This window comes from Streptomyces sp. YS415, assembly GCF_023544665.1.
Classification (GTDB): domain Bacteria; phylum Actinomycetota; class Actinomycetes; order Streptomycetales; family Streptomycetaceae; genus Streptomyces.
This window is the reverse complement of the sequence record NZ_JAMJFL010000001.1, coordinates 614345-631356: the sequence shown is the minus strand read 5'-3', so window position 1 is coordinate 631356 and position 17012 is coordinate 614345. Positions and strand designations below refer to the sequence as shown.

The window sequence follows — 17012 nt, the reverse complement described above, 5'->3', positions numbered from 1 at the left end:
CACCCTCTCAGGCTTTCCTCCGGGCTTCCCTTCGGTCTTGCGTTTCCGACTCTATCAGACCCTTTCGGCTCCGATTCCCGGTCGGCGGGATTTGTCTTTCGGCCTCGCGGCCTTTCGACATTCACTACGTTAGCCGACTCCCCGCCCGACTCATAATCGAGTCTTCGCGCATCCGAATTCAGACATGCAGGCACGCCAAATTCGATCCCGCTGAGGGAAGTCGTAGGTAGTGGTTTGGCCGCTCCGGCTGCAGGCGATCGCCGTACCCGGTTCAGCGGCTCGGGCTACGTTACGCGCCTCCCCGGGGGCGAGTCAACTTCGGCGGCGCTTAGGTACATGGGCCCGGTAGGGGCTCACGGTGGGGTCGTCGGCGATCCAGTAGCGCCAGGGATGGAGGTCACCATTGCCCCCATCTCCGGACACACCGGTACGCGGGCCGTTCCGTACCTGGTCGGGAGAGGTCGGGGTGCCCGTGAGGATCCTCAGCGGGGTCTCGCCCCGGGTGCAGGCGTCCGTGCCGTCGAGGGCTCGGTCCACGCCCAGGGCGGTGGCGAGGCGGGCCGGGCCTTTGGCCAGTTCCTTGTCATTTCGGGCCGAGAGTCGACGTTTGCGGGCGAGCTCGGCACCCTCGACGATCTCGCCGGCGCGCAGCAGGACCGCGCTCGCCGTGCCGTCGGGGCCGCAGACCAGGTTCATGCAGTGCCACATGCCGTAGGTGAAGTAGACGTACACATGGCCGGGCGGACCGAACATCACGTCGTTGCGGGGGGTGCGGCCGCGGTACGCGTGGGAGCCGGGGTCGTTGAGTCCGTCGTAGGCCTCCACCTCTGTGAGGCGCAGGAGGATCGGACCGTCCGGGGTGGAGCGTACGAGGATGCGGCCCAGGAGGTCGGGGGCTACTTCGAGGACGGGGCGGTCGAAGAAGTTTCTGGGGAGCGGCGTACGGTCGGGGGTCGCGATCATGCCGTCCGAGGGTAGTGCAGACGGGTGGTGGTCACGGGGTGGCCAGGTGTCCTCCCCCTTGTGAGAGTGAGGGCACGGAACCGGCCACGGCCGGGTCGCGTTTGTAGGGATCAAGGATGTCGTCGTAGTCGTCGTAGAGGGAGAGTCATGGGGTTCAAGAAACTGCTCGCGAGTCTGGGGTCCGGCGGGGCTTCGGTCGAGACCGTGCTGACAGAGGTCAATGTGGTGCCCGGCGGTGTGGTCCAGGGCGAGGTGCGGATCCAGGGTGGTTCGGTCAGCCAGCAGATCGAGGCGCTCTCGGTCGGGCTGCAGGCCAAGGTCGAGGTCGAGAGCGGCGACGAGGAGTACAAGCAGGACATCGAGTTCACCAAGGTGCGGCTCGGTGGGGCCTTCGAGCTGCAGGCCGAGGCCGTGCACGCGGTGCCGTTCGGGCTGGAGATCCCGTGGGAGACGCCGATCACGACGATCGACGGGCAGGCGCTGCGCGGGATGCACATCGGTGTGACCACCGAGCTGGAGATCGCTCGCGCGGTGGACTCCGGTGACCTGGACATGATCAACGTGCACCCGCTGCCGGCGCAGAAGGCGATCCTGGACGCGTTCGTCCAGCTGGGCTTCCGCTTCAAGAACGCGGACATGGAGCGCGGGCTCATCCGCGGTACGCGGCAGAAGCTGCCGTTCTACCAGGAGATCGAGTTCTTCCCGCCGCAGCAGTACCGGGGCATCAACCAGGTCGAGCTGAGCTTCGTCGCGGACCAGAGCGCGATGGACGTGGTGCTGGAGATGGACAAGAAGCCGGGTCTGTTCAGCGCGGGCAGCGACACCTTCCGGTCCTTCACGGTGGGTCTGAACGACTTCCAGGGGACCGACTGGGCGGCGTACCTCAACCAGTGGCTGTCCGAAGTCGGCAGCAAGCGCAACTGGTCCTAGGCTCGGAGGCCACTGAACGTTCCGATCAGGAGGTACCGAGGTGACCGAGCTCAAGAGGCGGCCGCTCCCCCATGACTTCCACCCGCCCGTGCCGTCGTTCACGGTCACGAGTGAGGACGTCTCGGAGGGCGCGACCCTCAAGGACGCTCAGGTCTACGCGGCCGGCAACACCTCGCCGCAGCTGCGGTGGGAGGGCTTCCCGTCCGAGACCAAGAGTTTCGCCGTGACCTGTTACGACCCGGACGCCCCGACGGGCAGCGGGTTCTGGCACTGGGTGGTGTTCGACATCCCGGCCTCGGTGACGGAGTTGCCCGCGGGTGCCGGCAGCGGCACGTTCGAGGGCCTGCCCGAGGGTGCCGTGCAGGTGCGCAACGACTACGGGGCGAAGGAGTTCGGCGGGGCGGCGCCGCCCGCCGGGGACGGGCCGCACCGCTACGTGTTCACGGTGTACGCCGTGGACCAGGAGAAGCTCGGCCCGGACGCGGACGCCTCGCCGGCCGTCGTCGGTTTCAATCTGCGGTTCCACACGGTGGCGCGTGCGCAGCTCATCGGTGAGTACGAGGTGCCCGCCGAAGCCTGACGTTCATTGAACGTTTGCCCGCCCCTGGTCTTGGAAGTGATCAGGGGCGGGCACTTTTTATTTCGTTGTCCATCTCGGCGTGCCCGGCCAGAGTTGATCCCAGCCCGCCAGGGGGTGGGCCGCTGCGCATAGGAGGTGGGCTGGTCATGCGGGACACGCTGGTACTGAACGCGAGCTTCGAGCCGCTGTCGACGGTGACGTTGAACCGAGCCGTCGTTCTGGTGCTTCAGGACAAGGCCGTCGTCGAGCAGTCCCACCCCGAACTGCGCATGCGCGGAGCCGCGGTCGACATACCCGCGCCCCGGGTGATCCGGCTGTGCCGGTACGTACGGGTGCCGTTCCGAAGACGAGCGCCGTGGTCGAGGCGGGGTGTGCTGGTCAGGGACCGGCACAGGTGCGCGTACTGCGGTCGTCGGGCGACGACCGTGGACCATGTGGTGCCGCGGTCGCAGGGTGGTCAGGACACCTGGCTGAACACGGTGGCCTCGTGCGCGGAGGACAATCACCGCAAGGCGAACCGGACTCCGGAGGAGGCGGGGATGCCGTTGCTCCGGGAGCCGTTCGAGCCGACGCCGGCCGATGCGATGTTGCTGTCGCTGGGGGCGGAGGACCTCTCGGCGCTGCCTGAGTGGTTGGCTCGGGAGGCCGCGTAGCGCGTCCGCGGGCCGCGCCCCTGGAGGTACGTCGAGGGCCACCTTCATTCGAAGGCGGCCCTCGTTGTCGTATCTCAGTCGATGCTCGGCTTCTCGCGGCGTTCCGCGCCGCTGTTGCCTGAGCCGCCGCCTGAATTGCCGCCCATACCGCCGAAGTTGCCCATCGCGCCGGACAGGCCCTTGAGGGCGTCGCCGATTTCGCTGGGGACGATCCAGAGCTTGTTGGCGTCGCCCTCGGCGATCTTCGGGAGCATCTGGAGGTACTGGTAGCTGAGCAGCTTCTGGTCCGGGTCGCCGGCGTGGATCGCCTCGAAGACCGTACGGACCGCCTGGGCCTCGCCCTCGGCGCGCAGGGCCGCTGCCTTGGCCTCGCCCTCGGCGCGCAGGATCTGGGACTGCTTCTCGCCCTCCGCGGTGAGGATCGCGGCCTGGCGGGTGCCCTCCGCGGTCAGGATCGCGGCACGCTTGTCGCGGTCGGCGCGCATCTGCTTCTCCATCGAGTCCTGGATGGAGGTGGGCGGTTCGATCGCCTTCAGCTCGACGCGGTTGACGCGGATGCCCCACTTGCCGGTGGCCTCGTCGAGGACGCCGCGCAGGGCCGCGTTGATCTCCTCACGGGAGGTCAGGGTGCGTTCGAGGTCCATGCCGCCGATGATGTTGCGCAGCGTGGTGACCGTGAGCTGCTCGATCGCCTGGATGTAGCTGGCGACTTCGTACGTGGCCGCGCGGGCGTCCGTCACCTGGTAGTAGATGACGGTGTCGATGTTCACGACCAGGTTGTCCTGGGTGATCACCGGCTGCGGCGGGAAGGGCACGACCTGTTCGCGCAGGTCGATGCGGTTGCGGATGGTGTCGATGAACGGGACCACGATGTTGAGGCCCGCGTTCAGTGTCCGTGTGTACCGGCCGAAGCGCTCGACGATGGCGGCGCTGGCCTGTGGGATGACTTGGATCGTCTTGATCAGGGCGATGAAGACCAACACCACCAGAATGATCAAGACGATGATGACCGGTTCCATCGTCGGCTCCCCGTACCCTTCTCCGCCTCGGCGCTGTCTCGGATCCCGCGGATCCTAACTACTGCAGATCTTATGTCTGTTGAAGATCTTGCCGGTTGAGTCTGACAGACCGTCGTGCGCACCGGGAGGTGTTCCCCCAGTTACGTCGTGCGAGGTCACATGACGATCGCCGTGGCCCCCTCGATGTCCACCACGTCCACCGCCTGCCCCACTTCGTAGGCCTGGCCGCCGTCGAGGGAGCGGGCCGACCAGACTTCCCCGGCGAGCTTGATCCGGCCGCCGGAGGCGTCCACGCGCTCCAGCACGACCGCCTGCTTGCCCTTCAACGCCTCGACGCCGGAGATGAGTTGGGGGCGCTGGGTGCGATGGCGGGCGGCGATGGGCCGTACGGCGAGGGCCAGCGCGACCGAGACGGCGGCGAACACGAGGACCTGGAGGACGACTCCACCGCCGAGGCCGGCCACGCCCGCGGCTGCCAGGGCGCCGACGGCGAGCAGGCCGAGTTCGGGCATTGCGGTCATCACGAGCGGGATACCGAGCGCGGCCGCGCCGATGAGCCACCACACCCATGCGTCGATGTCGTTCACATCGTCATGGTAGGTCCGTACAACCTGCTGCCGACAGGGCGCAGTTCGGGTGGATCAGGACAGCGGGAGTCCCTGGGCGGTCCAGCGGTCGCCGACCTGCTCGACGACGAGCGGGAGGCCGAAGCACAGGGAGAGGTTGCGGGAGGTGAGTTCGAGCTCCAGCGGGCCGGCGGCGAGGACCTTGCCCTGACGGATCATCAGGACGTGGGTGAAGCCGGGGGCGATCTCCTCGACATGGTGGGTGACCATGATCATCGAGGGGGCGATGGGGTCGCGGGCGAGGCGGCCGAGGCGGCGTACGAGGTCCTCGCGGCCGCCGAGGTCGAGGCCGGCGGCGGGCTCGTCGAGGAGGAGGAGTTCGGGGTCGGTCATCAGGGCGCGGGCGATGAGGGTGCGCTTGCGCTCGCCCTCGGAGAGGGTGCCGAACTTCCGGTCGACGTAGTCGCTCATGCCGAGGCGGTCGAGGAAGGCGCGGGCGCGCTGCTCGTCGACCTCGTCGTAGTCCTCGTGCCAGGTCGCGGTCATGCCGTAGGCGGCGGTGAGCACGGTCTCCAGGACGGTCTGGCGCTTGGGGAGCTTGTCGGCCATGGCGATGCCGGCCATGCCGATGCGGGGGCGCAGGTCGAAGACGTCGACCCGGCCGAGGGTGTCGCCGAGGATGGTGGCGGTGCCCTGGCTCGGGAAGAGGTAGCTGGAGGCGACGTTGAGGAGGGTGGTCTTGCCGGCGCCGTTCGGGCCGAGGATGACCCAGCGCTCGCCCTCCTTCACCGACCAGGAGACCTGGTCCACCAGAGCCCGGCCCTCACGGACCACGGATACGTCCTGAAGCTCCAGAACATCGCTCATGAGCGCGTTGTCTCCCCTTGCAGTGTGACCGGTCTCGGCGTCTCGGTGGTCGCGTGCGCCCGTGGGCGCACCCCTCAACGAAATCTACGCCACCGCTCGGGCGCTTCATTCCATCGGTCCGGTCCTTAGGGTGGGGGCATGCTCTCGGAACCACGTTCAGGACGCCTCGCCGCTTGGGGAAATGCCCTTTTGGCCGGACTCGTGTCGCCGGATGACTGTGTGCTCGCGATCGTCGGGGACGACGCCGTGCACCGGGTGGAGGGACTGCCGGGCGAGTCCGGGCCGGTCGGGCTGACGTTGGCGCTCGGCCGGCTGCGGGCGCTCGGGGTGAGCGGCTTGCGGGTCGCGCTGCCGGCGCCGGGGCATCCGCTGGGGCTGAGCGGGCCGCCGGAGTTCAACGCGCGGGCGTTGGAGGCCGAGGAGGCGGTGGTCTGTCACGGCGTCGCGTTCGGGCTCGTGCCCGAGGTGTACGCGGTGGGGCCGGACGGTGATGTGCATGTCGAGGTGGTCTGGCATGTGCTGCCGGTGCGGGAGGCGCCGCCCGCGGATGTGCCGTCGCTCGGTGAGGCCGAGCGGGAGCTCGCGGAGGCCCTGCGGGAGGCGACGGAGGTGTTGTCCCGGCTGGACGTCGCCGGGTCGGGGCCGGTGGCCGAGGCGGCGATCGACGCGTACCGGGCGCGGGCCGAGCGGGGGCGGGAGGCGCTGGCGCCGGGGTATCCGCCGCGGGCGGTGCGGGTCCTGGAGCTTGCGCAGCGGGTGAGGGCGCTGGTGTCGCTGGCCTCCGAGGACGGCCACGGCGCCGCGGTGACGTCCGGGGAGATGGCGGCCCGGGCCGCCGCGCTGCGGCCGGTGGAACGGACGGCCCGGCGGGCTCAGGTGGCCGCCTACAACGCGTATGTGGAGGAGCGGGAGCGAGGGGTTCGGTGAGGGGGGGGCGCACCGCTGGTCGGCGTCCGCGGCGGGAGCGCGGCGCCGGTGGAGTCCACAGCGAGGTCGTACCGGCGGTCGGAATGCACAGCAAGGTCGCGCTGCCGGTCGGTGTCGTACCGCTGCGCCGCGCCGACTGCGGGGGCGCACTGCTGGTCGGAGTCCACAGCGAGGTCCCACCGGCGGTCGGAGTCCACAACGGTGTCGTACCGCTGCACCGCGCCGACAGCGGGGGCGCACTGCTGGTCGGGATCCACAGCGGTGTCGCACCGCTGGGTCGCTCCGGCAGATGGAACGGCCTCCCGGGTGAGCCGGGAGGCCGGAGTCGCTGGTCGCCTTGCGGCGTGCGCAGGTCAGTGATTGACGCCCAGGTTGCCGAAGGCCGGGTTCAGGACGCCGATCACGTTCACGCTGTTGCCGACCGCGTTGACCGGGATGTGGACCGGAGCCTGGACGAGGTTGCCCGAGCCGACGCCCGGGGAGCCCACGGCCTTGCCGTCGGCCAGCGCGCCGTCGGTGGCGGACGCCATCCCGGCTCCGGCGGCGATCAGTCCGCCGGCCACCATCGTCACGGCCGCTGCCTTCTTCAGGTTCTTCACTTCTGACCCCTCCTAGCGATCACCGCGGCACTCGCCGCGGCACGCATGGAGAACGGCGGAGATCCACGAAGGATGCGCCATCCGGGGGACATTCCCACGACGGTATGAATCTCAGTCCGGAGCGGAACCCTCCGTATTGCCGTGCGGTCCGTCCTTATCCGGCCACACCGTGCCGTACCGCCCACAGGGCCGCCTGGGTGCGGTCCGCCAGGTCGAGCTTCATCAGGATGTTCGACACATGGGTCTTCACCGTCTTCTCGGAGAGGACCAGCGCGCGGGCGATCTCCCGGTTGGAGCGGCCGTCCGCTATCAGCCCGAGCACCTCGCGCTCCCGGTCGGTCAGCGAACCGGCTCTGCCCTGGCCGGGGCCCGAGTCCTCCTGGGACAGCAGGGCGCCGGCGACCTCGGGCTGGAGCAGGATGTGCCCGGCGTGCACGGAGCGGATGGCGCCGGCCAGGGCGTCGGGATCGACGTCCTTGTAGACGTAACCGGCTGCTCCGGCGCGCAGGGCCGGGACCACCGTGCGCTGCTCGGTGAAGCTGGTGACGATCAGCACGCGCGCGGGGTTGCCCAGCTCGCGGAGCTTGCGCAGGGCGTCGACGCCGTCCATGCCCGGCATCTTCACGTCCATGAGGACCACGTCCGGCCGCAGTTCTTCGGCCCGGGCGACCCCCTCGGCCCCGTCGGACGCCTCGCCCACGACCTCGATGTCGTCCTGTACTTCGAGGAACGTGCGCAGGCCCCGGCGGACCACCTGGTGGTCGTCGACGAGCAGCACCTTGATCGCGTCAGCCACCGGGCACCTCCATCTCGATCGTGGTGCCCTTGCCGGGCGCCGATTCCACGGTCAGTGTGCCGCCGACCCCACTGGTCCGGTCCCGCATGGAGACCAGGCCCAGATGGCGGCCCGCACGGCGGACGGTCTTCGGGTCGAAGCCGCTGCCGTTGTCCGTCACCCGCAGCACCGCTCCGGCACCGGAGCGGTGGAGGGTCACGTCGACGGCGTCGGCGCCCGAGTGGCGCAGGGCGTTGTGCAGGGCCTCCTGGGCGACCCGCAGCAGCGCCTCCTCCTGGGCCGCGGGCAGCGCCCGCACTCCGCGGCCGTCGAAGGTCACGCGCGCGCCGTGGGCCCGGTCGAGGACCTGGACGTGGGTGCGCAGGGTGGCCAGCAGGCCGTCCTCGTCGAGGGCCGCGGGGCGCAGCTCCACGACGGCGGCGCGCAGTTCGTCCGCGGCCTCGGCGGCGAGCACGGCCACCTGCTGCAGCTCGCCCTTGGCGCGGACCGGGTCGCGGTCGACGAGGGCCGCCGCGGCCTGCGCGGTCAGGCGCAGGGAGAACAGCTTCTGGCTCACCGCGTCGTGCAGTTCATGGGCGAGGCGGGAGCGCTCCTCGGCGATGGTCAGCTCGCGGCTGCGCTCGTACAGGCGGGCGTTGGTCAGGGCGATGGCCGCGTGCTGGGCGAGCAGTGCGAGGAGTTCCTCGTCCTGCTCGGTGAAGCCGCAGGCGCCCTCGGGCTTGGCACACCTCTTGTTGGCCAGGAACAGCGCGCCGATGACCTCGTCGCCGTCGCGGATCGGCAGGCCCAGGAAGTCGGACATGTCCGGGTGGGCGGAGGGCCAGCCCTCGAAGCGGGGGTCCATGCGGACATCGGCGAGGCGCTCGGGCCTGGCCTCGTGCAGCATCGAGGCCAGGATGCCGTGCTGGCGCGGGAGCGGGCCGATGGCCTTCCACTGCTCGTCGCTCACGCCGTCGACCACGAACTGGGCGAAACCGCCGTGGTCGTCCGGGACGCCGAGGGCGGCGTACTGCGCGTCGAGCAGTTCGCGGGCCGAGGCGACGATCGTCTTGAGGACGTCGCGCACCTCCAGATGCCTGCTCATGGCCAGCAGCGCGGAGCTCACCGCCGCCAGACCGGACCCTGGACCTTGATTCATGTCCTCACGGTACCGGCGGGGTGTGACAGTGCGGATCGGACCAGTGACCGCCCACGCCTAGGCCGGTGGCCCTAGGTCCCCGGTCCCCGTGCGCAGGCCCCCCGCCGAAGGGACCCGGCGCTCTGCGGCCCGCGGCCGAGGCGGTCCGGGCGGGCCCGTTCCTACGTTGAGGGCACATCGATCTGTGAGGAGATGTGTCATGCCGGTTGCGATCATCACGGGGGCCTCGAAGGGGCTGGGGCGTGCGCTGGCCGAGGCGCTGGCCGCGCGGGGCTGGGATCTGGTGCTCGACGCTCGTACCGAGGGGGTGCTGAAGGAGACGGCGGCGGCGGTCTCCGCGCACGGCACGCGCGTGGAGGCGCTGCCCGGCGATGTCACGGACGCCGGGCACCGGGCGGCGCTGGTGGCCACGGCCTGGAAGCTGGGCGGGGTCGATCTGCTGGTGCACAACGCGAGCGCGCTGGGTGCCGAACCGCTGGTACGGCTGGAGGAGCTACCCCTGGAAGGGCTGCGGCGGGCGCTGGAGGTGAACACGGTCGCCGCGCTGGGCCTGGTCCAGGAGGCGCTGCCGCTGCTGCGGGCGTCCGGGGCCGGCACGGTCGTCATGGTCAGCTCGGACGCCGCCGTCGAGGCGTACGAGACGTGGGGCGGGTACGGGGCGTCCAAGGCGGCCCTCGACCACCTGGCGGCGGTGCTCGGCGCGGAGGAGCCCGGGCTGCGGGTCTGGGCGGTGGATCCCGGGGACATGGCCACCGACCTGTACGCGGCGGCCGTACCGGACGACGACGGCCGGCGGCCTGCGCCGCACAGCGTGGTGCCGGCGTTTCTGCGGTTGCTGGACGAGCGGCCGGTGAGCGGGCGGTACGGGGCGCCGGCGCTGCTGGCGGGCCGGCGATGACGCTGGCGGTGTGGGTGCCGCCGGAGCTGTCGGCGCGGGTGCCGGCCGAGCAGCGGGGGCCCGGGCTCGGGCGGGACGCGGTGCGGCTGCTGGTGTCGCGGGGGACGGAGGTGGCCCATCACGCGTTCCGGGAGCTGCCCGGCCTGCTGCGGGCCGGGGACCTGCTGGTGGTGAACACCTCGCCGACGCTGGCCGCCGCGGTGGACGGGGAGCTGGGGCACGCGCGTGTGGTGGTGCACTTCTCCACGCGCGGGGACGACGGCCGGTGGGCGGTCGAGCTGCGGGATCCGGACGGCAGGGGCACCACGCGTGCGCGTGCGGGCGGTCCGGCGGGGGCGCGGGTGCGGTTGCCGGGCGGGGTGTGCCTGGTGTTCGAGGAGCCGCTGAGCGCGGACGGTGAGCGGCTGTGGTGGGTCCGGGCGAGCGGTCCCGGATGCCCGCGATGCTGCGGGAGCACGGGCGGCCCATTCGCTACTCCTACACGGAACGCGATCAGCCGCTGTCGGCGTACCGGACGGTGTTCGCGCTGGACTCGGCGGACGGGTCCGGCAGTGCGGAGATGCCGAGTGCCGCGCGGCCCTTCACGGCGCGCATGGTGGCGGAGCTGGTGAGCCGGGGGGTGCAGTTCGCGCCGGTCATGCTGCACACCGGGGTGGCGTCGGCGGAGGCGCACGAGCCGCCGTATCCGGAGCGGTTCGCGGTGCCGGAGGCCTCGGCCCGGTTGATCAACGCCGTACGGGCCGGTGACGGGCGGGTGATCGCGGTGGGGACGACCGCGGTGCGGGCCGTGGAGTCGGCGGTGGGCGCGGACGGGGCGGTACGCGCGCGTGCGGGATGGACGGATCTCGTCATCACCCCTGAGCGCGGGGTGCGGGTGGTGGACGGGCTGCTGACAGGGCTGCACGAGCCGGAGGCCTCGCATCTGCTGATGCTGGAGGCGGTCGCGGGGCGGGCGGCGATCGGCCGTGGGTACGAGGAGGCGCTGCGCGGGCGGTACCTGTGGCACGAGTTCGGGGATGTGCATCTCCTCCTCCCGGCGGAGGACCCTCACACAGAGCATCGCTCGTGCAACGTCCGGTGAGGTTGCCACCCGGCTGATGTGAGGCCGCGCATAGGACCCAGATCACGTACGAAGGGGCATAGGAGGTAAAGGGCCCCCACGTGAGCGGGAAAGACGTTCCTGTCTGTCCTGATTTGCCCTTACCTGATCCACTATCGGGGATCGTACGTCACACCTTTGCCTGGCCATTTTGCGGCCGCTAACAATGGCTCTCGTCGCTCAACGCCGTGGGTTCCGCCCGCGGCGTTTGTGCCGGAAGCACCCGTGTCCCCCGCCGGACAGCGAGCGACCTCCGCGCTACTCGAAGAGGTCTCCCCGCCATGCCCAAGAACATCCTCACCCCTGGCCGTCGTCCCTCGGTGACCAGGCAGCACAAGATCGCGCTCGCAGGTGTCGCCACGCTCGGCGCCGCCGCCCTCGCCTTCTCCGCGGTTCCGGGCAATGCGCAGACCACGACGACCGCGGAGCCCGCCGCCGCCCAGGTCGCCTTCAAGACCGAGCAGATCAAGGACGTCAAGGCCAGCGTCACCGACCAGCTCGCGAACGCCAGCCTGAAGGCCGAGGCCATCGCGGCCGAGAAGAAGGCGGCAGCCGACGCCGCCGCGAAGAAGAAGGCGGAGGCCCAGAAGAAGGCCGCCGCCGAGGCCGCCGCCAAGAAGAAGGCCGAGCAGGCCCGCAAGGCCAAGGAGGCCGCGAGCCGGTCCGCCGCCCGCCCCCAGGCCAAGCCGGTCGCCGTGAAGAAGACCTACGCCAACAACCTTGACGGCTGGATCAAGGAGGCGCTGGCCATCATGGACAAGCACAACATCCCCGGCACCTACAACGGCCTGCACCGCAACATCATCCGGGAGTCCTCGGGCAACCCGAACGCGATCAACAACTGGGACATCAACGCCCAGAACGGCGTCCCGTCGATCGGCCTGCTCCAGGTCATCAAGCCGACCTTCGACGCCTACCACGTCCCCGGCACCGCCTGGAGCCAGTACGACCCGGTCGCCAACCTGACCGCGGCCGCCAACTACGCTGCCGACCGCTACGGCTCGATCGACAACGTCAACAGCGCGTACTGAGGCCCGGCGCGGACCTCGGTACGGAACGCCGAAGGGCGGCACCTCCTGACGGGTGCCGCCCTTCGGGGTCGTACGGGCGTTACTTGCGCATGACCTCGGGCTCGTGGCGGCGCAGGAAGCGGGCCACGAGGACGCCGCAGATCACGCCGAGCACGATCAGGGCGATCATGTCGAGGCCGTAGGCGCCGACCGCGTGGTCCCACAGCGGGTCGGTGTCGCCCTTCTCCTTGGGCGGGCTGATGTTGTTGAAGTCCAGCGTGGCGCCCGCGGCGGCGACCGCCCAGCGGGACGGCATCAGGTACGAGAACTCGTTGACGCCGGGGCTGCCGTGCAGGGCGAACAGGCAGCCGGTGAACACGACCTGGACGATCGCGAACATCACCAGCAGCGGCATGGTCTTCTCGGCGGTCTTCACCAGCGAGGAGATGACCAGGCCGAACATCATCGACGTGAAGCCCAGGCCCATGATCGGGATGGACAGTTCCAGCAGGACCGCGGTCTTGCCCTCGCCGAGGATCAGCGCCTCGTCGGGGATGGTCCGGCTGGAGAAGCCGATGGCGCCGACCATCAGGCCCTGGAGCACGGTGATGGTGCCGAGCACGATCACCTTGGACATCAGGTACGCCGAGCGCGACAGACCGGTGGCCCGCTCCCGCTCGTAGATCACCCGTTCCTTGATCAGCTCACGGACGGAGTTGGCCGCGCCCGCGAAGCACGCGCCGACCGCGAGGATCAGCAGGACCGTGGTGGCCGTGCCGTTCGGGACGGGCATGCCGGTCCCCGGGTTCACCGGCCGGACCAGCAGGTCCTTGTCCGGGTCGATGAGCAGGCTGACCGCGCCGAGCACGGCCGGCAGGATCACCGTCAGGGCCAGGAAGCCCTTGTCGGAGGCGATCACCGACACATAGCGGCGGACCAGGGTCAGCAGCTGCGAACCCCAGCCCTGCGGCTTGGGCGGCCTCATCGCCTGCATCGGCGGCATCTGTACGGACTGCGGAGCGATCGCGTCGATGTCCGCGGCGTACATCTGGTAGTGCTGCGAGCCCTTCCAGCGTCCGGCCCAGTCGTAGTCGCGGTAGTTCTCGAAGGCGGAGAAGACGTCGGCCCAGGTGTCGTAGCCGAAGAAGTTCAGGGCCTCCTCGGGCGGGCCGAAGTACGCGACCGCGCCGCCCGGGGCCATCACCAGCAGCTTGTCGCAGATCGCGAGCTCGGCCACCGAGTGGGTGACCACCAGGACCGTGCGGCCGTCGTCGGCGAGGCCGCGCAGCAGCTGCATGACATCGCGGTCCATGCCCGGGTCGAGGCCCGAGGTGGGCTCGTCCAGGAAGATCAGCGACGGCTTGGTGAGCAGCTCCAGGGCCACCGAGACGCGCTTGCGCTGGCCACCGGAGAGGGAGGTGACCTTCTTCTCCTTGTGGATGTCCAGCTTCAGCTCGCGCAGCACCTCGCCGATCCGGGCCTCGCGCTCGGCCGTCGTGGTGTCGGCGGGGAAGCGCAGCTTGGCCGCGTACTTGAGGGCCTTCTTGACGGTCAGCTCCTTGTGCAGGATGTCGTCCTGCGGGACCAGACCGATGCGCTGGCGCAGCTCGGCGAACTGCTTGTAGAGGTTGCGGTTGTCGTAGAGGACGTCGCCCTGGTTGGCGGGGCGGTAGCCGGTGAGCGCCTTGAGCAGCGTCGACTTGCCGGATCCGGACGGGCCGATGACCGCGACCAGCGACTTCTCGGGGACGCCGAAGGAGACGTCCTTGAGGATCTGCTTGCCGCCGTCGACGGTGACCGTCAGGTGGCGGGCCGAGAAGGAGACCTCACCGGTGTCGACGAACTCCTCGAGGCGGTCGCCGACGATCCGGAACGTGGAGTGGCCGACGCCCACGATGTCGGCGTGGCCGAGGAGTTGCGAACCTCCCTTGGCGATCGGCTGGCCGTTGACGTAGGTGCCGTTGTGCGAGCCCAGGTCACGGATCTCCATCCGGCCGTCGGGCGTCGAGTGGAACTCGGCGTGGTGACGGGAGACCTGGAGGTCGGAGACGACGAGCTCGTTCTCCAGGGCACGGCCGATGCGCATCACGCGACCGACGGCGAACTGGTGGAACGTGGTCGGGCTGCGGTCGCCGTAGACCGGCGGCGCCCCCGCGCCGACGCCGGGTCCCTGCTGCTGGGGAATGCTCGGCGCGGCCTGCTGGGGCTGCTGCCAGCCGGCCCCCGGGGCCTGCTGCTGCGGCGGCGCCTGCTGGGCCCAGCCCGGGTTCGCGCCCTGGGCGGCGTACGGCTGCTGCGCCTCCGGCACGGACACGCCGGCCGCTGCGCCGGTCAGGCTCAGGCGCGGACCGTCCGTGGCGTTGCCCAGGTGCACGGCCGAGCCGGGGCCGAGTTCCAGCTGGTGGATCCGCTGGCCCTGCACGAACGTGCCGTTGGTGGATCCGTGGTCCTCGATGGCCCAACTGCGGCCGTTCCAGCTGATCGTGGCATGCCGCCAGGAGACCCTGGCGTCGTCCAGCACGATGTCACCCTGCGGATCACGGCCGAGGGTGTATGTCCTGGACGGATCGAGCGTCCAGGTTTGTCCATTCAATTCCAGTACGAGTTCCGGCACTCCATGCCCCACTGAGTAGTCCCCCGAGTTACCCCCATCAGAGGGAGTCTAGGGATGGCGAACATCGTCGGGAACTATTTCAGGCTCGGCCCCCTGACCGAAAGTCGGGCCTTGTGAAGACCACGCGCACACGCATCGAGCGGTTCCGTTGACGGGGTTGAAACCGGGCCGGAGAGTGGTATTCCTCGCGAGGGGGACATGCGCGGCGAGTTCGCCGCTGCGCGGATCGGGGGGCCTGCCATGAGCGCGTCGAGGACCGCCGGGAGCACGAAGGTGCCCTGGGTGGACGTCCTGCTGTCCGCGGTCGCCGCGGTGAGCTGGGCGTTGATCGGAATGGCAGGTACGGCCGCGCTGGGCCTGCATCTGCTGGAGGCGGACACGGCGGGCTCGCTCGGGCCGATGACCGCGGCGGTCGTGGCGCTCGGGGCGGGTGGTTCGGTGACGCCTTCCGGTGATGTGTCCGCATTCGGTCTTACGGGTGCGGAGGCGACGACCGCCATCGAGATCACGCCACTGGGTGTGAGCCTGGTCGGCGCGCTGCTCCTGTCATGGTTCTTCCTACGGTCGTTGCGCGCGGCGGGAGTTGTCATCGCGCCGGCCGAACTCGCCGCGCGCGCGGGCGCGGTGGTCGCGCTGTCCGTGGCGATGCTGGGCGGGCTGGCCTGGGCCGGGGACGACGTCGTCACCCTCGACGGGAGGGCGCTCGGGCTCGACGAGCTGCCCGGCGGCGGAGGCGGGGGCGGCGTCGAGATCCCCGGGCTCGGGGACGTCGGGGACATCGGCGGGCTGCTGCCCGATCAGATCGGTGATCTGATCGACGCCGAGGCGGCGGTCGGCTTCACGGTCGACACGGCACCGACGCTGCTCGGTGGCGCGTGCTGGTCGGCGGGGATCCTGCTGATCGCGCTGCTGGCGTCGCGGCGCACTCCCCTGCCGGCCGGCTGGGCGGCCCTGCACCGCGTGGTGCGGCCCGCGGTGTCCGCCCTGGTCGGGGTGCTGCTGATGGCGGTCCTCGCCGGGTTCGCGGCGGCGGCGTACGCGCTGATCGGCGACGACAACCCGAAGCGGATCGCGGGCGCCGCGCTGCTCGGGGCGCCGAACGGGGTGTGGCTGGGCATCCCGATCGGCCTGTTCGTGCCGTGGGACGGCGAGGCCACCGGTCCCCTGGCACAGTTCCTGCCGGACCCGCTGGACGACCTGCTGGTCGACTCCGACCGTGCCGTGACGCTGGGGCGGCTGGCGGAGCTGGACGGACGGGTGTGGCTGCTGGGGGTGGCGGCGGCGATGGCGATGCTGCTGGCGGGCGTGCTCACTGCGGTGCGGACACCCGTGCTACGGGGTTCGGGCACCCTCGGTTTCGCGGGACGGTGCGCGCTGCGGCTCGGCATCGTGACCGCACTGGCGCTGCCGCTGCTGGCCTGGCTGACGGAGGTGTCCGTCGACGCGTCCCTGGCGGTGCTGGGCGTCGACGCCTTCGACGCGGGCGTCGAGCTGCACGGACAGCTGGGGCCGGCGCTGCTGCTCGGCGCGGCGTGGGGGGCGGCGGCGGGGGCGACGGGCGCACTCCTGGCCCGGGCCACTGGGGCGGCGGGCCGACGGGCGGCACCACTGGCACTCGGTGACGTGGGGGTGGCGGGTGCGGAGCCTGCTCGGGTGGGCGATGGGTCTTGGGAGGGAAGCGCGACGACGCCTGGGCGGGCGGGTGAGCCCGGGTGGGACCGGGGCGGGGCCCCTGGGCGGGCGGGGCCGGCGGCAGGGCACGCGAGTGGAACGGCTTGGCAGGCGGGCGGGGCGGCCGGGCAAGCGGCCGGGGCGGGTGGGCCGGCCAGGCAAGCGGACGGGGCGGGTGGGCCGGCCGACAGGGCGGCAGAGCAGGGAGCCGGGGCGGCCGGCCAGGCATCCGGAACGCCCGGGCGATCGACCGGCGCGCCCGGTGACGGGCCGTACGCGCCCGGGGTGCCGTACCGGCCGCCCAATCCCGGCACCAATCCGTATCTGCGGGTGCCCGGGGAGCTGCGGGAACCGGAGGACGCGCCTCCGGAGAGGGCAGGGGCCGAGGAGGCCGGTCGGAGCGGCGAGGACGTGTACGGCGCACCCACCGTGGTCCGGCCGATCGATCCGCCGCCGAGGTCCGGGCGCCGGTCGTCCTCGGGCGGCTCCGGCGAGGGGCCGCCCCCGCCTCCACCTCCGCCGCCGCCCGCGCCGCCCAGGGGGCCCAAGGGACGCCGCTGAGGTGTGGTCGGCGGGTACGTCGTGGTCCGCCGCGAAGTCCGGGCGCCGGTCATCTGCGGCCGCCCCGGCGCGAAGGGCCACCCTGCCTGGATGGGTGGGCGGTCGGTAACGTGGGGGTCAT

The 17012-nt window shown here is 71.0% G+C and carries 15 protein-coding genes and 1 pseudogene; 8 read left to right on the top strand and 8 right to left on the bottom strand.

Annotation, left to right across the window (positions count from 1 at the left end):
* Positions 1-312 precede the first annotated feature (312 nt).
* Positions 313-963 (bottom strand): DNA-3-methyladenine glycosylase, encoded by a 651-nt coding sequence (locus M8H82_RS02910; protein WP_250070736.1) that lies wholly within the window; start codon positions 961-963, stop codon positions 313-315.
* Between the two features lie 147 nt (positions 964-1110).
* Between M8H82_RS02910 and M8H82_RS02905 the strand changes: the two genes are divergently transcribed.
* The 3 genes from M8H82_RS02905 to M8H82_RS02895 all read left to right on the top strand — a co-directional run bounded on the left by M8H82_RS02905 (position 1111) and on the right by M8H82_RS02895 (position 3126).
* Complete coding sequence (locus M8H82_RS02905; protein ID WP_250070735.1) at positions 1111-1893, top strand: sporulation protein; 783 nt, start codon at positions 1111-1113, stop codon at positions 1891-1893.
* Positions 1894-1933: 40 nt separating this feature from the next.
* Entirely contained in the window at positions 1934-2473 is a 540-nt protein-coding gene (locus M8H82_RS02900; RefSeq protein WP_250070734.1) for a YbhB/YbcL family Raf kinase inhibitor-like protein, read from the top strand.
* A gap of 146 nt (positions 2474-2619) precedes the next feature.
* Entirely contained in the window at positions 2620-3126 is a 507-nt protein-coding gene (locus M8H82_RS02895; RefSeq protein ID WP_250070732.1) for an HNH endonuclease, read from the top strand.
* Between the two features lie 74 nt (positions 3127-3200).
* Here the strand turns inward: M8H82_RS02895 and M8H82_RS02890 are convergent, their stop codons facing one another.
* From M8H82_RS02890 to M8H82_RS02880, 3 genes are all read right to left on the bottom strand, one after another.
* Positions 3201-4145 carry an SPFH domain-containing protein gene (locus tag M8H82_RS02890; protein ID WP_250070730.1) on the bottom strand — a complete coding sequence of 315 codons (945 nt, stop codon included), beginning with the start codon at positions 4143-4145 and terminating at the stop codon, positions 3201-3203.
* A 155-nt stretch (positions 4146-4300) separates the two neighbouring features.
* Positions 4301-4732 (bottom strand): NfeD family protein, encoded by a 432-nt coding sequence (locus tag M8H82_RS02885; RefSeq protein WP_250070728.1) that lies wholly within the window; start codon positions 4730-4732, stop codon positions 4301-4303.
* A gap of 54 nt (positions 4733-4786) precedes the next feature.
* A complete protein-coding gene (locus M8H82_RS02880; RefSeq protein WP_250070726.1) occupies positions 4787-5578 on the bottom strand; it encodes an ABC transporter ATP-binding protein in 792 nt (263 codons plus the stop codon).
* Between the two features lie 138 nt (positions 5579-5716).
* On the opposite strand from M8H82_RS02880, the gene M8H82_RS02875 reads away from it, so the two are divergent.
* Positions 5717-6505 (top strand): hypothetical protein, encoded by a 789-nt coding sequence (locus tag M8H82_RS02875; protein WP_250070724.1) that lies wholly within the window; start codon positions 5717-5719, stop codon positions 6503-6505.
* Between the two features lie 353 nt (positions 6506-6858).
* Here the strand turns inward: M8H82_RS02875 and chpE are convergent, their stop codons facing one another.
* From chpE to M8H82_RS02860, 3 genes are all read right to left on the bottom strand, one after another.
* The gene (chpE, locus tag M8H82_RS02870; protein WP_250070722.1) at positions 6859-7104 is read right to left on the bottom strand and encodes a chaplin ChpE; all 246 of its coding nucleotides are present in this window, start codon (positions 7102-7104) and stop codon (positions 6859-6861) included.
* A gap of 154 nt (positions 7105-7258) precedes the next feature.
* Positions 7259-7900 carry a response regulator transcription factor gene (locus tag M8H82_RS02865; RefSeq protein WP_250070720.1) on the bottom strand — a complete coding sequence of 214 codons (642 nt, stop codon included), beginning with the start codon at positions 7898-7900 and terminating at the stop codon, positions 7259-7261.
* Entirely contained in the window at positions 7893-9038 is a 1146-nt protein-coding gene (locus tag M8H82_RS02860) for a GAF domain-containing sensor histidine kinase (protein WP_250070718.1), read from the bottom strand. The genes M8H82_RS02865 and M8H82_RS02860 overlap by 8 nt, the downstream gene beginning before the upstream one ends.
* A 199-nt stretch (positions 9039-9237) precedes the next feature.
* Here M8H82_RS02860 and M8H82_RS02855 point away from each other — a divergent pair, with 199 nt between their 5' ends.
* The 3 genes and pseudogenes from M8H82_RS02855 (at position 9238) to M8H82_RS02845 (ending at position 12066) form a co-directional block, all read left to right on the top strand.
* Entirely contained in the window at positions 9238-9936 is a 699-nt protein-coding gene (locus M8H82_RS02855) for an SDR family oxidoreductase (protein WP_250070716.1), read from the top strand.
* Positions 9933-11017: pseudogene (locus tag M8H82_RS02850) on the top strand (S-adenosylmethionine:tRNA ribosyltransferase-isomerase). The gene M8H82_RS02855 and the pseudogene M8H82_RS02850 overlap by 4 nt, the downstream one beginning before the upstream one ends.
* A 299-nt stretch (positions 11018-11316) precedes the next feature.
* Entirely contained in the window at positions 11317-12066 is a 750-nt protein-coding gene (locus M8H82_RS02845; RefSeq protein ID WP_250070715.1) for a transglycosylase SLT domain-containing protein, read from the top strand.
* A 79-nt stretch (positions 12067-12145) separates the two neighbouring features.
* On the opposite strand, the gene M8H82_RS02840 is transcribed toward M8H82_RS02845, so the two are convergent.
* On the bottom strand, positions 12146-14659 hold the full coding sequence (locus M8H82_RS02840; RefSeq protein ID WP_250070710.1) for an FHA domain-containing protein: 2514 nt from the start codon (positions 14657-14659) through the stop codon (positions 12146-12148).
* Positions 14660-14899: 240 nt separating this feature from the next.
* Between M8H82_RS02840 and M8H82_RS02835 the strand changes: the two genes are divergently transcribed.
* The gene (locus M8H82_RS02835) at positions 14900-16891 is read left to right on the top strand and encodes a streptophobe family protein (protein ID WP_250070708.1); all 1992 of its coding nucleotides are present in this window, start codon (positions 14900-14902) and stop codon (positions 16889-16891) included.
* Positions 16892-17012: the final 121 nt, after the last annotated feature.

Bases quoted from the DNA above. Each gene is read 5' to 3' on its own strand.
- M8H82_RS02910 (WP_250070736.1), bottom strand. From the start codon at position 963: ATGATCGCGACCCCCGACCGTACGCCGCTCCCCAGAAACTTCTTCGAC.
- M8H82_RS02905 (WP_250070735.1), top strand. From the start codon at position 1,111: ATGGGGTTCAAGAAACTGCTCGCGAGTCTGGGGTCCGGCGGGGCTTCG.
- M8H82_RS02895 (WP_250070732.1), top strand. From the start codon at position 2,620: ATGCGGGACACGCTGGTACTGAACGCGAGCTTCGAGCCGCTGTCGACG.
- M8H82_RS02890 (WP_250070730.1), bottom strand. From the start codon at position 4,145: ATGGAACCGGTCATCATCGTCTTGATCATTCTGGTGGTGTTGGTCTTC.
- M8H82_RS02880 (WP_250070726.1), bottom strand. From the start codon at position 5,578: ATGAGCGATGTTCTGGAGCTTCAGGACGTATCCGTGGTCCGTGAGGGC.
- M8H82_RS02875 (WP_250070724.1), top strand. From the start codon at position 5,717: ATGCTCTCGGAACCACGTTCAGGACGCCTCGCCGCTTGGGGAAATGCC.
- M8H82_RS02860 (WP_250070718.1), bottom strand. From the start codon at position 9,038: ATGAATCAAGGTCCAGGGTCCGGTCTGGCGGCGGTGAGCTCCGCGCTG.
- M8H82_RS02855 (WP_250070716.1), top strand. From the start codon at position 9,238: ATGCCGGTTGCGATCATCACGGGGGCCTCGAAGGGGCTGGGGCGTGCG.
- M8H82_RS02845 (WP_250070715.1), top strand. From the start codon at position 11,317: ATGCCCAAGAACATCCTCACCCCTGGCCGTCGTCCCTCGGTGACCAGG.
- M8H82_RS02835 (WP_250070708.1), top strand. From the start codon at position 14,900: ATGAGCGCGTCGAGGACCGCCGGGAGCACGAAGGTGCCCTGGGTGGAC.